At 68.3% G+C, this 13514-nt stretch carries 14 protein-coding genes; all 14 read right to left on the bottom strand.

Features of this window, described 5'->3' with window-relative positions; genetic code table 11:
• Positions 1 to 7 precede the first annotated feature (7 nt).
• Complete coding sequence (locus ACZLIF_RS09980; RefSeq protein WP_128990275.1) at positions 8 to 2242, bottom strand: CocE/NonD family hydrolase; 2235 nt, start codon at positions 2240 to 2242, stop codon at positions 8 to 10.
• A 72-nt stretch (positions 2243 to 2314) separates the two neighbouring features.
• Positions 2315 to 4447 (bottom strand): putative bifunctional diguanylate cyclase/phosphodiesterase, encoded by a 2133-nt coding sequence (locus ACZLIF_RS09985; RefSeq protein ID WP_065176159.1) that lies wholly within the window; start codon positions 4445 to 4447, stop codon positions 2315 to 2317.
• A 163-nt stretch (positions 4448 to 4610) separates the two neighbouring features.
• Positions 4611 to 5402 carry a flagellar biosynthetic protein FliR gene (fliR, locus tag ACZLIF_RS09990; protein ID WP_053519606.1) on the bottom strand — a complete coding sequence of 264 codons (792 nt, stop codon included), beginning with the start codon at positions 5400 to 5402 and terminating at the stop codon, positions 4611 to 4613.
• A gap of 13 nt (positions 5403 to 5415) precedes the next feature.
• Positions 5416 to 5685 (bottom strand): flagellar biosynthetic protein FliQ, encoded by a 270-nt coding sequence (locus ACZLIF_RS09995; protein WP_053519605.1) that lies wholly within the window; start codon positions 5683 to 5685, stop codon positions 5416 to 5418.
• A gap of 93 nt (positions 5686 to 5778) precedes the next feature.
• Entirely contained in the window at positions 5779 to 6561 is a 783-nt protein-coding gene (gene fliP, locus ACZLIF_RS10000; protein WP_053519604.1) for a flagellar type III secretion system pore protein FliP, read from the bottom strand.
• A 1-nt stretch (position 6562) separates the two neighbouring features.
• Positions 6563 to 6970 carry a flagellar biosynthetic protein FliO gene (gene fliO, locus ACZLIF_RS10005; protein WP_053519603.1) on the bottom strand — a complete coding sequence of 136 codons (408 nt, stop codon included), beginning with the start codon at positions 6968 to 6970 and terminating at the stop codon, positions 6563 to 6565.
• Complete coding sequence (fliN, locus tag ACZLIF_RS10010) at positions 6967 to 7302, bottom strand: flagellar motor switch protein FliN (protein ID WP_053519602.1); 336 nt, start codon at positions 7300 to 7302, stop codon at positions 6967 to 6969. The genes fliO and fliN overlap by 4 nt, the downstream gene beginning before the upstream one ends.
• Positions 7299 to 8303 carry a flagellar motor switch protein FliM gene (fliM, locus tag ACZLIF_RS10015; protein WP_065176161.1) on the bottom strand — a complete coding sequence of 335 codons (1005 nt, stop codon included), beginning with the start codon at positions 8301 to 8303 and terminating at the stop codon, positions 7299 to 7301. The genes fliN and fliM overlap by 4 nt, the downstream gene beginning before the upstream one ends.
• Before the next feature lie 10 nt (positions 8304 to 8313).
• Positions 8314 to 8832, bottom strand: coding sequence for a flagellar basal body-associated FliL family protein (locus ACZLIF_RS10020; protein ID WP_053519600.1), 519 nt, complete (start codon positions 8830 to 8832; stop codon positions 8314 to 8316).
• A gap of 112 nt (positions 8833 to 8944) precedes the next feature.
• Positions 8945 to 10036, bottom strand: a complete 1092-nt coding sequence (locus ACZLIF_RS10025) for a flagellar hook-length control protein FliK (protein ID WP_128990277.1) — start codon at positions 10034 to 10036, stop codon at positions 8945 to 8947.
• Entirely contained in the window at positions 10033 to 10500 is a 468-nt protein-coding gene (gene fliJ / locus ACZLIF_RS10030) for a flagellar export protein FliJ (protein ID WP_065183030.1), read from the bottom strand. The genes ACZLIF_RS10025 and fliJ overlap by 4 nt, the downstream gene beginning before the upstream one ends.
• 3 nt (positions 10501 to 10503) lie before the next feature.
• The gene (locus ACZLIF_RS10035; protein WP_053519597.1) at positions 10504 to 11889 is read right to left on the bottom strand and encodes a FliI/YscN family ATPase; all 1386 of its coding nucleotides are present in this window, start codon (positions 11887 to 11889) and stop codon (positions 10504 to 10506) included.
• Positions 11886 to 12527, bottom strand: coding sequence for a FliH/SctL family protein (locus ACZLIF_RS10040; protein WP_053519596.1), 642 nt, complete (start codon positions 12525 to 12527; stop codon positions 11886 to 11888). The genes ACZLIF_RS10035 and ACZLIF_RS10040 overlap by 4 nt, the downstream gene beginning before the upstream one ends.
• Complete coding sequence (gene fliG / locus ACZLIF_RS10045) at positions 12524 to 13510, bottom strand: flagellar motor switch protein FliG (protein ID WP_053519595.1); 987 nt, start codon at positions 13508 to 13510, stop codon at positions 12524 to 12526. The genes ACZLIF_RS10040 and fliG overlap by 4 nt, the downstream gene beginning before the upstream one ends.
• Positions 13511 to 13514: the final 4 nt, after the last annotated feature.

Raw genomic sequence — 13514 nt, forward strand, 5'->3', positions numbered from 1 at the left:
CCCGACGCTAGCCGGGCAGGGCCGGCCGCAGCGGGATGCTCAGCGTGCTGTCGCTGTGCCAGTCCACCTGCAGGGGCTCACCGGCATCGGCGGCTGACTCGTCGCTGACATCGCGTCCGGTGCCGTGGTTCACCTGGTGCATGGCGTCCTTGAGCACGTCCACCTTCACCAGCAGCCGGCTGCCCGCGCCCACACGGCGGGCGACCATGCGGGTGCGATCGAAGGGCAGGTCGGTCCATCGCCCCGGCACCAGCAGCTGCCGCGTGGTCGGGTCGCGTACGTGGCTGGCCCGGCCGACGTAGTAGGACAGCTGCATCCGGCGCCCATCGGGCAGCAGCTCGTACAGGGTGACCGTGAAGTCCATGTCGCGCTTGTTGATGCGGACCTTCAGATCGCCCGAGAAGCGTCCGATCAGGTCCATCGGTGCTGCGAAGGGCTCGGAGAGGAAGGTCAGTGCCGTGTCCGGCTCGTCCCCGGCGGCCACGATCGGGAACGGATAGTAGCCATGCCGGACTTCCTCGCGGTCGGCAAGGTCCACCGTCTGCCGCAGTGTTCCCGGCGTTGGCCGCTGTTCCTGCAACGGGTGACGGTCGCCCTCAGTGGCCGCTGACAGGTAGTACGTGCGATGGCCGCCGGCAGCGGCATCCAGGGTGGCTGCATGCCCCCAGGTGTTGCTGCCCATCAGCTGGAAGTTGACCTGGTCGGCCAGAAGCGCCGGGCGCGGGGCACCGCGAAGTACATGGTCCAGCCACTGGAAGGTCAGCGCAGGCGTATCGAACTGCGCGACCGGGTCCACCGTGTAGCCGCGCAGCTGCATCGGCTTGCTGGCGGCCTGGGCGCCGCCGTGGTCATACGGCCCGATCAGCAGGACATGATCGGCGTCCGGCCGGTAGCGCATGTGATCGGTGAAGTACTGCAACGCGGAAATCTGGCCGTCGTCGTAGTAGCCGGTAATGGTCAGCACCGGAATGCGGATGTCCCTGAAGTCTTCGGCGTACGGCACCATGGCCTGCCAGTAACCATCATAGGCCGGGTGGGCGAGCCAGCGCTGCAGCCAGCGATTGGGGGTGCCGTCGATCTGGTCGATCTGCCGGTACGGCCGGCCGGAGGCATACCAGCGGCCGGGCAGCTGTGACCACCGGTCCTGCTGCCCATAGGTGTCGGTATCCAGCATCGGGCCATTGGCCACGTAGAAGGCCCAGCCGTAGTTGGCGCTGAGGAATACGTTGTTCTCCATCGGCAGGCCCTGGCCCGGAATGGCAGCCACGTAGGGCACGATGGTCTTCAGTGCCGGATGGTGATGGCGCGCTGCCGCCCATGCGGTGAATCCTTCATAGCTGCCGCCATACATGGCGACCCGACCGTCGCTCCAGGGCTGGCGGCTGACCCAGTCGATCGCGGCATTGGCGTCCACCCCGTCGTGTTCGTAGGGGGCGATGGTGCCGGTACCCTGACCTTTTCCGCGTGCGTCGACCACGATGCCGGCGTAGCCGTGGGCTGCGGCCAGCAGCATCTTCAGACGGTTCTTGGGCGGGTCGGTGTAGATGGTGAACAGCATGGCCGTCGGCAGCGGCGCGGACGCGCTGCGGGGCCGTGCCAGCTGTGCGGACAGCACCACCCCTTCGGCCACGGGGATACGCAATCCGCTGTCGATCACGAAGCGGCGTTGCTGTTCTGCGTCAAGCAGTGCAGGGGCGAGTGCCGCAGCCAGGGTCTGCGCGCGCAACACAGCCTGCAGACGCACCAGCTCCAGCGCGGCTGACTGCGGCACGGTGGCGGCATCGGCCTGTGCCGCAAGCGCCTGCGTCAGCTGCGCCTGTACCGCAGCGGGAGGCAAGGCAAGCGCTGCATCGGCCTGCACGGCGGCAACATCATCCAGGCCAGCAAAGGCCGAATGGAAGGCGCGCGAATACGCTTCCGCATCCCGCGCGCCAGTGCTTGCCAGCAGCATCGGCATCCAGCGCTGGGCCGCCGCGCCATCGCCGGCAGCGGCCAGCGTCGCGCGCAGCTTCTCGATCATGGTGCGTGCCTCGGCGTAGCGACCCGTGGCCAGCAGCGCATGGCAGCGCTGTGCATCGGTCAGCGTTGCCGACTGCAACAGCTTCGTACCCAGCGCCTGCAGTGCCGTATCCACCTGTGCTGGCGGCGCATCGCGGGGCAGCGACCACCGCAGATCGCTGGCGGCCACGCCGGTGCAGGTGAGCGCCAGCAGCAGGCCAGCAAGAAGAGCGCGTAAGGTCACGGGGTGTTCCTTGCAATGGCGGGCGCGTGGCCATCATACGGTGGGTGGCCGCCCGCCGCGGAGAGTCCGACCTTACCCTGGCGGGGCCGGTGGGGGCGGGGTCTGCGCCAGCTCCACCCGTGGCCGCGGCAGGTCGTGCAGTTGCATGAAACGGCCCGCATCGACCGGGCGGCCGAGCAGGTAGCCCTGCAGGTAATCGCACCCCAGCCGCTCAAGGTAGGCACGCTGGGCAGCCGTTTCCACGCCCTCGGCAACAATGTCCATGTCCAGTGCATGGCCCAGCGCCACGATCGCCGATACGATCACCACGTCCTCCGCGCTGTGTTCGAGATCGCGCACGAAGGCGTGGTCGATCTTGATCTCGGTGGCCGGCAGGCGCTTGAGGTACAGCAGACTGGAATAGCCGGTGCCGAAATCGTCGATGGAGATGCCGACCCCCAGCACCGACAACGCCTGCAGCAGCCGCAAACTGGTGTCGGTGTCGCGCATCACGGTGCTTTCGGTGATCTCCAGCACCAGGTTGCGCGGCGTGATGCGATGCCGCTCGATCACGTCGCGCACATCGCGCAGCAGGTGCGGCGAGCTGAACTGGACCGGCGACAGGTTGACCGATATCGACCAGCCCTCGTGGCCGGCGTCGTGCCAGTGCCGCAGTTGCAGGCACGCCTGGTCCAGCGCCCAGCGGCCGATCTCGTTGATCGCGCCGCTGCGCTCGGCCAGGCGGATGAAGCGATCCGGTGGAATCAGGCCCTGTTCCGGATGACGCCAGCGGATCAGCGCCTCGGCGCCGGCGACCTTCTGGGTGGCCACGCGGATCTTCGGCTGGTAGTGCAGGAACAGCTGTTCGCTGCCGATCGCCCGGCGCAGGTCGGCCAGCAGGCGGAACTGCTGTTCGGCGCTGTCGTTCATCCAATCCGCGAACAGGACAAAGGAGTTTCGGCCGGATTCCTTGGCCTGGTACATCGCAGCGTCGGCGAAGGCCATCAGCTGGCGTTCGCTGGCGGCGTGGTCGGGGCAGATGGCGATGCCGATGCTGGCAGTCACCTGCAGTTCGTTGTCGGGCAGCAGCGGGCCGCTTCCCACCGCCTGCAGGATGCGCCGGGCCAGGGTCGGTAGATCCTCGTCATGGTCGATGCGCACCACCAGCACGAACTCGTCGCCGCCCAGCCGCGCCAGCAGGTCGTTCGGCCGCAGCAGCTGGCGGGTGCGCTCGGCGACGGCCACCAGCAGGGCATCGCCGGCCTGGTGGCCATAGGCATCGTTGACCTGCTTGAAGCCATCCAGGTCCATGAACATCACCGCGAAGCGGCTGCCGCCCTGTTCGGCTTCGGCCAGTGACTGCACGATGCGCCGTTGCAGCAGCAGCCGGTTCGGAAGGCGGGTCAAGGGGTCGTGCAGCGCGGCCTGGGTCAATTCCTCCTGCGCATCCGTCAGCGAGGTGCTCAGCATCGCGTTGCGAAGGCGCAGCAGCTGCGCTTCCACCCGCTGGTCCAGCCAGGACACCACCAGCACCACCGCCAGGATCGCGACGGTCAGCACCACCACCAGCATCGCCAGCCAGGTGCTCTGCAGGCCATCGCCCACCGCAGCGCCGCAGATGCTGCCCTGTGGAAAGCGTGCGGCGGCCATGCCGGTGTAGTGCATGCCCACGATGGCCAGACCGAGCAGGCCGGCGGCGGCCAGCCGGTCACCGACCCGGGTGCGCTGCGCGCGCAGGCGGAAGGCGACGTAGAGGGCGGTCCAGGATGCAGCGACCGCAACCAGCAGCGACAGCAGCAGCCAGCCCGTGTGGTAGTCGATGCCGGGTTGCATGCGCATCGCGGCCATGCCGACGTAATGCATGCCGGCAATGCCGGTGCCCATCAGCAAGGCGCCCCCTGCCAGGCGGGGATGTGGCAGGGTGGGCAGCGAGACCAGCCAGAGCGCGAACACCGACGAGGCGATGGCCAGGGCGAGCGACAGCAGGGTGATCGGCAGGTCGTAGCCCAGCGGAATGGGCAGGTCGAAGGCCAGCATGCCGATGAAGTGCATCGACCAGATGCCCAGGCCCATCGCGAAGCCGCCACCGAGCCGCCACCACCAGGTCGCGCCCCTGCCGGGTGCCGTGACCGTGCGTCCGGCCATCGCCAATGCCGTGTAGGAAGCCATCACGGCCACCAACAGCGAGACTGCCACCAGCCATGCGTTGTACGTGCCTACCAGCATTCGTCAGTCTCCCGGACCTGCCTGTCGACGGAAACTACGGTGGGGCATGCATGTGGCAGGCAGCCAGAAGCGGCCGCCATGTGCGGCATCCCCCCGGTTGCCGCGTATTCACTCTAACGCGCGTCCCCGGGGGGACGGCAAGCAGCAAAGCGTGATGGAAGCGTCAGTGTGTGACCGCGTCCGCAGCCTGGAACGCCGCATCGAACAGTCGTTGCACCGGGGGCCCCATTTCGCCGGCCAGCAGGACCAGCAGGAACAGGCCCAGCAGCAGCGACACCGGCAGGCCGAGCTGGATCGGATTGAGCGCAGGTGCCGCACGGGCGAGCACGCCGAACGCCAGGTTCACCGCCAGCATCGCCACCGTCAACGGAATGGCCAGTGTCAACGCACCGCGCAGTACGGTCAGCAGGAACGTCGGGGCGATGCTGAAGAACGCGTGCGGATCGGGCAGCGGCGCACCGATCGGCAGTGCCCGGTAGCTGTCCACGACCAGCGAGATCAGCGCGAGGTGGCCGTTCGCGGTGAAGAACAGCAGGCCGAACAACAGGTAGAACCACTGCCCGATCACGCCGGAGGTGCCGCCGCGCAGGGGGTCGCTCATCTGCGCGAACGCCAGGCCGGTGCCCTGAGCCACCAGTTCGCCGGCCATCGCGCCGGCTTCGAACACCAGCCGCAGCAGGAAGCCGATGGCCACGCCGATGGCCAGCTCACGGGCGATGGTCAGCACGGTGGCCGCATCGAAGCCGGTCCACTCCGGCACGGGCGGCAGCAGCGGGGCGAGCGCGATGGCCAGGGTACCGGCCAGTACCACGCGGATCCGCGCCGGCACTGCACGGGTGCCGACCATGGGCATGGCCATGGCCACCGCGCCGATGCGCAGCATCGTCCACAGCACGGTGCCGATCATGCCGAAGGCCTGCAGGCCGTCGGCAGCCATCTGGGTGGCGGCATCCATCGCGGTGCGCGTCCTAGCCGATCAGGTGCGGAATGCGCTGGAACAGCAGCGTGGTGTATTCGACCAGATGGCCGATCAGCAGGCTGCCCAGGGCGAACAGCACGGCGGTCAACGCCGCCGCCTTGGCGACGAAGGCGATGGTGGGCTCATTGAGCTGGGTCGCGGCCTGCACGACACCGACCACCACACCTACCACCAGTACGGTCAGCAGCAGCGGGCCAGCCACCCACAGTACGGCAATCAGGCCGCCACGCAGTTCGGTCAGGGCAAGTTCGGGAGACATCGTCTTTCCATCGGTAGCGCCGGGTCCTGCCCGGCGGTGGTCAATGCGGCCGCCGGCAATGGCGGGCGGCCCCTGCAATCACGCCGGTCCGGGTCACGCCGGATTGAAGCTGGCCGCCAGCGTTCCCACCGTCAGCACCCAGCCGTCGACGAGCACGAACAGCAGGATCTTGAAGGGTGCCGAGACCAGCATCGGCGACAGCATCATCATGCCCATCGACATCAGCACGCTGGCCACGACCAGATCGATGATCACGAACGGGATGAAGATCAGGAAACCGATCTCGAAAGCGGTCTTCAGTTCGCTGGTCACGAACGAGGCGACCAGGACAGGGAACGGGATCGCATCCGGGCTGGCGTAGGTGCCGTGCCCGGCGATGCCGGCGAAGGTCATCAGGTCGGTCTCGCGGATCTGCGCCAGCATGAAGCCGCGCAGCGGCTGGGTGGTCAGTGTCCACGCGGTCTGGAAGTCGATCTGGCCGTTGAGGTAGGGCGCCATTCCGCTGCTCCACGCCTTGTCCCAGGTCGGCATCATCACCATCGCGGTGAGGAACAGGGCCAGGCCCAGCAGCACCTGGTTGGACGGGGTCTGGCCGGTGCCCAGTGCCTGCCGCAGCAGGCCCAGCACGATGATGATGCGGGTGAACGAGGTCAGCACCAGCAGCATCGACGGGATCAGGGTGATCGCCGTCATCAGCAGCAGTGTCTGCAGTGGCAGGCTGACCGGCTGGCCACCGATCCTGCCCACGTTGACATCCGGCAGTGGCGTGGTCGGAGCAGCGCCCGGCGCGGCAAAGGCGAGCGCGGGCAGCAGGCACAGGGCAATCAGCAGCAGCCACGCGATCAGGGTAGCTGGACGGGTACGGATGACACGCATGTCAGGGGTCCTTGCGCAACCGCTGCTGCAGCAGCTGGGCGAAATTCGGCAGGTTCTTCAGGTCCGGCACGCGCACCGGCGCGGGCGGCGGCAGCGGTTCGGAAAGGGTGTGCAGGGCGTTGATGCTGCCGGCGGTGACGCCCAGCAGCAGTTGCTGGCCGTTGACCTCCACCACCACGACGCGTTCCTTGGCGCCGACGCTGAGGCTGGCCACCAGCTTCATGCCGTCGGCCGGGCGGAAGCCGCTGCCGGGCAGGCGCTTGAGCAGCCAGCCCAGGCCGACCACCAGGGCCAGCACGGCCAGCAGCGCCAGCACCGCGCCGAACAGGCCCGGTGCCGAGGCCGCGTGCTGGCCGACCGGGGCGGCGGCCTTGCCGACGCCCAGCAGGGTGGACGCCAGCAGGCTCAACGCAGTCTCCGGATGCGTTCGCTCGGGCTGACCACATCGGTCAGGCGCACGCCGAAGCGGTCATTGATCACCACGACCTCGCCATGCGCGATCAGGGTACCGTTGACGAATACGTCGAGCGATTCACCGGCGCCACGCTCCAGCTCCACCACCGAACCCTGGTTGAGCTGCAGCAGGTTGCGGATCGGCAGGCGGGCGCGGCCGACTTCCAGCGACAGGGTCACCGGCACGTCGAGGATCACGTCCAGATTCAGATCGACCCCGGAGGCCTCGTCGGCGTGCAGGGTGCCGAACTGGGCCGGAGTCGGTTCGAGGGCGTCGGTATCGTTCATTGCGGGTCTTCCTGGATGACGGGTACGCGCGGGCGGGTGCCCGGCGGATGGGTAGCAGTGATCTTCACGGCATTCATGCCGTTGGCGATGCCGAATTCGCCGGTGAACACCGGGATGTTCTCCACGCACAGCGGCACCTGCGGGCTCAGCTCGATCGGCAGGATGTCGCCGACCTTCAACCGGGTCAGGTCACGCAGGGTCATGCGCTTGCTGGCCAGCACGCTGGACAGGGTCACTTCGGCGATGTTGAGCTGCTCGCGCAGGGTCTGGCCCCAGCTTTCGTCGCGGTCGTTGCGATCGCTCTGGATGCCGGCATCGAGCAGCTCCCGGATCGGTTCAAGCATCGAGTACGGCAGGGTGACGTGGATGTCGCCGCCACCGCCGTCGAGCTCGACATGCAGGCGGCACACCACCACGTATTCGCGCGGGGTCACGATGTTGGCGAAGTGCGGGTTGATCTCCGAGTTGATGTACTCGAACTCCACGTCCATCACCGGTGCCCACGCCTCGCGCAGGTCGGCGAAGGTCTGCTTCAGCAGCAGATGGATCACGCGCATCTCGGTGGCGGTGAACTCACGGCCTTCGATCCGGGTGGGGTAGCGCCCGTCGCCGCCGAAGAAGTTGTCGACGATGGCGAACACCAGGGTCGGCTCGAACACGATCAGGCCGGTGCCGCGCAGTGGCTTGAAACGGATCAGGTTCAGGTTGGTCGGCACATACAGCGAATGCATGTAGTCGTTGAACTTGATCAGCTCGATGCCGCGCACCGACAGTTCGGCCGAGCGCCGGATCAGGTTGAACAGGCCGATGCGCCACAGGCGTGCAAAGCGCTCGTGGACCATTTCCAGCGTCGGCATGCGGCCGCGGATGATGCGGTCCTGGCTGGCGAAGTCGTATGAACGGGCTTCGCCGGACGGCGGCTCCGGGTCGGTCTCGACCGCGCCGCTGTCCACGCCGTGGAGCAGGGCATCGATCTCGTCCTGGGACAGCAGATCATTCATCGGTGGGCCCTTACTGGGTCACGAAGCTGGTGAACAGCAGATCGTCGGCACCATTGCTGCCGGTCTCGGCCTTGAGCACCTTCTGCACCTCGGCCAGCGAATCGGCCTGCAGCTTCTTCTTGCCGGCGATATCGGCGATCTGTGCCGGCTCGACCTGCGAGAACAGCATCAGCAGTCGTGCACGCAGGGCCGGGGCGTGGGTCTTGATGGCCTCCAGCGCGGCCGGATCACGGGTCATCAGCTGCACTTCCAGCTGCAGGTAGCGCGGGCCGTCGATGGGACCATTGAGGTTGACCACGAATGCAGGCTCCAGCGCGAAGTACTGCGCCGGTGCCGGCGTGGCGTTCTTCTTCTTCGGCGCCTGGCTGGTCTTTTCTTCCTGCGTGGACTGGGTGAAGAACCACACGCCGCCACCGGCGGCAGCGGCAGCCAGTACGGCCACCAGCGCGGTGATCAGGATCGGACTGCGCGGCGTGCGGGCCTTGTCCTTTTCGACGTTCTTCTTGGTTTTGTCAGCGGCTGCGGCCACGAGGTGAAGCTCCTGAGGGTTGCTTCACCGGGATATGCAAGGGGTGTGCCGATGCACCGGGAACAGGGTGCGACGGAATTCCGTCGGCAGGGCCTGCGCCGGTCGCGCACGGTCAGGCGTAAGCGTCCAGCAGGCCACGCTGGCGGATCAACGGGGTGGCCGGCAGGCTGGCATCACCCCGCGTCGGTTCTCCGTCACCCCGACCGGCCTCCTGCCCGGCCTGGCCGGCAGGTGCGCCACCGCCGCCCGACTGATGGCCGACATCGGCGTGGGCCAGCTGGAAGCCTTGTTCGCCCAGCAGTTCACGCAGGCGTGGCAGGCTGCTTTCCAGCGCTTGGCGGACATCCACGTGCGGGCTGCTGAAACTGGCGTGGACCTTGTCACCGTTGAGCTGCAGGCGTACGTCCACCGGCCCCAGATCGTCGGGGCTCAGTCGGATGTGGGCGTGGCCGATCTTCTGGTCGGCCAGCCAGCCCAGGCGGGCGCCGATGGCCTGGTCGAAACCGTCGTCGCCAAGCACCGGCTTCGGCGTCGGTTCACCGTTGAAGACCGCGTTGCTGGACAGCGCCGCCTTCAGATCCTGCAGTGCGGCGGGCAGGGGCGCCTGCAGGGGGGCAGGCGGGGCACGATCACCCTGCAACGTGCTGTCGGTGTCAGCGCTGCGCTCCAGCGCGGCGTCGCCCATCGGCAGAGCGGGCAGGGGCAGTGCGCCGTCTTCGCCATCGACGCCCGGGGCGGGTGGCTGCACTGCGGCGGCAGGCGACGCGGCAACCGGCGATGGCGGTACGGCGGTTGCCGCCAGGGCCGGCGGCGCTGTGCCCGTGGCGGACGGTGGGACGCTGGCCGCAGGGTCGGCGGGCAGTGGAGCGGCCAGCACCAGCCCGGCCAGACCGAATGGCGGCCAGGGCGCCTCGTCGGTTTCCGTCGTCGCGTCCTGGTCGGTCGCAGCCTTGCCGGCCGGTGGCGCAGCGGCCTCGCTCGCGACCTGCTCGCTGGCGGGTGGCCGCACGCTGGCGGTGTCATCGCTGCCGGTGGCCGCAACGCCGGTCGGCGCGGGGCTGTCCGTGGGCGGGACGGGCGCGCCGCCCTGCAGCAGCTGACCGAAGTCCTTGCCGCCTTCGCTGCGTGCCGTGCGCGACGGGCTGCTGCCCACGCCGGGCGGAGTGGCCGTCGTGCTGCTGCCGGAAAGCGCGGCGGGCGTCACGAACGGCCTCCGGTGTCTGCGCCGTCCTGGTCCTCGGCCTGCGCCAGGCGGGAGCGGCGCGCGCCGATGTCATCCATCTCGCGCTGGTCGCGGCGGTCTGTCACCACCTTTTCCTGTGCGCGATAGCTGGCGGCCAGCTGCTCCAGTACCGCCTTGTCGCGGCTGGCCAGGATCAGGCGCGCGCGTTCGGCTTCGACCTTCTCGCGGTTGCCGTCGACGGTGCGCTGCTGTTGCTCCACCGCACTGTCGAGGCGGTCAAGGAACGCACGCCGGTTCAACAGCTGGGCGGGACTGGTCGCGGCCATCTGTGCGTTGGCGTACTCCTCGGCATAACGTCGCAGTTCGTCCAGACGCGACAGGTGAGTGTCGAGAAGGCGCTGGCGCTCGGCCAGGTCGCGGGCGACCGCATCTTCATGTTCCTGTGCCCGCCTCAGCAGAGGGTCGATACGCTTGGACTGGTTCATCGCTTACACCTCGTTTTCCACCAGGCGCTGCAGCGCCGCCTGGCTGTGCGGGAGATCCGCGGCCTTGGCCACGTCCTGTCCCAGGAATTCCATGATTTCCGGCCAGCGTTCCAGGGCTTCGTCGGTAGCTGCGTCGTTGCCGCGCTGGTAGGCGCCGATGGCGATCAGGTCGCGGTTGGCCGAGTAGGCCGACACCAGGCGCTTGAGCTTGCGGATGCGCAGGCGCCACGGTTCGTCGGCGATTTCCGTGACCACGCGGCTGACGGACGATTCCACGTCGATGGCCGGGTACAGGCCGCTGTCCGCGACCCGGCGCGACAGCAGGATGTGGCCGTCGAGGATCGCGCGTGCGGCGTCTGCGATCGGATCCTGCGGATCGTCGCCTTCGGTCAGCACGGTGTAGAACGCGGTGATGGAGCCGCGCCCCTTGGCGCCGTTGCCGGCGCGTTCGACCAGCGCGGGCAGCTTGGCGAACACCGACGGCGGGTAGCCGCGCGTGGTCGGCGGTTCGCCCACCGACAGGCCGATCTCGCGTTGTGCCTGCGCGAAGCGGGTCAGCGAGTCCATCAGCAGCAGGACGTTCAGGCCCTGGTCGCGGAACCATTCGGCAATGGCGGTGGCACGGTAGGCGCCATGCAGGCGTGCCAGCGGTGGCCGGTCGGCCGGGCTGGCGACCACCACCGCGCGGCGCAGGCCTTCCTCGCCCAGCGTGGTTTCGACGAAATCGCGCACTTCGCGGCCGCGTTCGCCGATCAGCCCGACCACGATGACGTCGGCAGCGGTGTAGCGGGTCATCATGCCCAGCAGTGTCGATTTGCCGACGCCGGAGCCGGCGAACAGGCCGACACGCTGGCCACGGCCGATCGGCAGCAGTGCGTTGATGGCGCGCACGCCCACATCCAGTGGCTGGGTGATCGGCTCGCGCGCGAGTGGATTGATCGACACACCGGCCATGCCGACGTGGCCTTCGGCACGGATCGGGCCCTTGCCGTCCAGCGGCACGCCATCGCTGTCAATCACCCGGCCGAGCAGGCCTTCGCCCACTTCCACGCCGCCGCGCCGTGCCGATGGCACGACCCGCGCGTTGGGCAACAGGCCATGCAGTTCGGCGCTGGGCATCAGGTAGGTGCGCTCACCGGCGAAGCCGACCACTTCGGCATCCACCCAGCCACCGTCGACCACTTCGACCTTGCAGCTGGCCCCCAGCGGTGCTTCGCAGCCGACCGCTTCCAGGGTCAGCCCGACCGCGCGGCGCAGCACGCCTTCGCGGATCAGGCCACGGCCGTGCGCGGTGTCCACGCGCAGCCCGTCCAGGCGACGGGCCAACCGTAGATTGCGGGCCAGGGCCCAGTCGGCCGCAGGCGGCGGCAGTGGCGTTTCGGCCGTCATGCGTTCGCTCCGGTCTGGCGGATCACTGCGTCCAGCGCGCCACGCAGGCGGGCTTCGAGAGTGCCGTCGATGCGCACGGCCTCGGCATGCACGCGCAGGTCGCCGCGGCTGAGGCTGGTGTCGGCCACCAGCCGCTGCTGCGGTGGCAGGGTGAGCAAGGGGGCGAGGGCAGCGATGTCGTCCGGGTGCAGGCGCACTTCCACTTCGCGCGTGCTGCCGCCGACCGCATCGATGGCTTCGCCGACCAGCTGTGCCAGCAGCGCCGGTTCGGCCTCGTAGGCGCGACCGACCAGGGCACCGGCGATGCGGACCGCCAGCTCTCCCAGCGCACCGACCACCTCGTTCTCCAGGCGGACCAGCGGGCGGCTGAAGTTGTCCAGGATGCCCTCGATCTGCGCGGCAAGCCGGCGCACCTCGGCCTGGCCCTGGCCATAGCCCTCCGCATGGCCGTGCTGGAAGCCTTCCTTCTCGGCACTGTCCTGGATGGCCTGTATCTCTTCCAGGGTCGGCAACTGCAGCGGCGGTTCCGGCTCGTGCTCCGGATCCGGCCCGGCGTGCCCGGACGCGTCCTCCTGTTCCAGCACGGGTTCCGGCTGGGCCAGCAGGTCAGGGGCGAGCCAGCGCACGACCGTGCTCACAGCATGGCCTCCGCGCTGCCGCCGATGGTGATGGTGCCTTCATCGGCCATGCGCTTGACGATGGCCAGGATCTCGCGCTGCGCGCCTTCCACGTCGGACAGACGCACCGGCCCACGGGCCTCCATGTCCTCCAGCAGGATCTCGGCGGCACGCTGGGACATGTTGCGGGTGATTTTGTCGCGGACCTTGATGTCGGCGCCGCGCAGGGCCAGTCCCAGCCGCTCGCCGCTGACTTCACGCAGCACCAGCTGCATCTCGCGGTCGTCCAGATCCACCAGGTCGTCGAACACGAACATCAGGTCCTGGATGCGGCCACTCAAGGGCGCGTCGATGCGTGCGATCTCGCCCAGGATCGCCTGGTCCTGGCCGCTGTCCATGAAGTTGAGGATGTTGGCCGCGCACTGCACGCCGCCGATGTTGGATGACTTCAGGTTCTGGTTGCCGGCGAACTGGCGCTCCATGATCTCGTTGAGTTCATTGAGTGCGTTCGGCGGAATGCCATCGAGGGTGGCGATGCGCAGCAGCACGTCCACGCGGGTGCGGTCGGGCAGCAGTTTCAGTGCATCCGCGGCCTGGTCGGTTTCCAGGTGGGCCATGACGATGGCGATGATCTGCGGATGCTCGTTGCGGACCAGGTCGGCGACCGCACGCGGATCCATCCACTTCAGCGCATCCAGGCCGGTGGTGTTGCGGCCCAGCAGGATGCGATCGATCAGGTTGCCGGCCTTTTCGCTGCCCAGTGCCTGCACCAGCATGTTGCGGATGTAGTCGTCCGACCCCACGCCCAGCGAGGTCTTGGAGCCCAGCTCCTGGCCGAACTGGTCCATCACCCGTTCCACCTGTTCGCGGGTGATGTCGGACATGGTGGCCATCGCGATGCCGATCTTCTGGACTTCCTTGGGTTCCATGTGACGCAGCACTTCGGCCGCGTCCAGTTCACCCAGCGACAGCAGCAGCACGGCGGCGCGCTGCACTCCGGTCAACGGT

The sequence above is a fragment of the Stenotrophomonas sp. 2201_Sma genome (genome assembly GCF_056486685.1).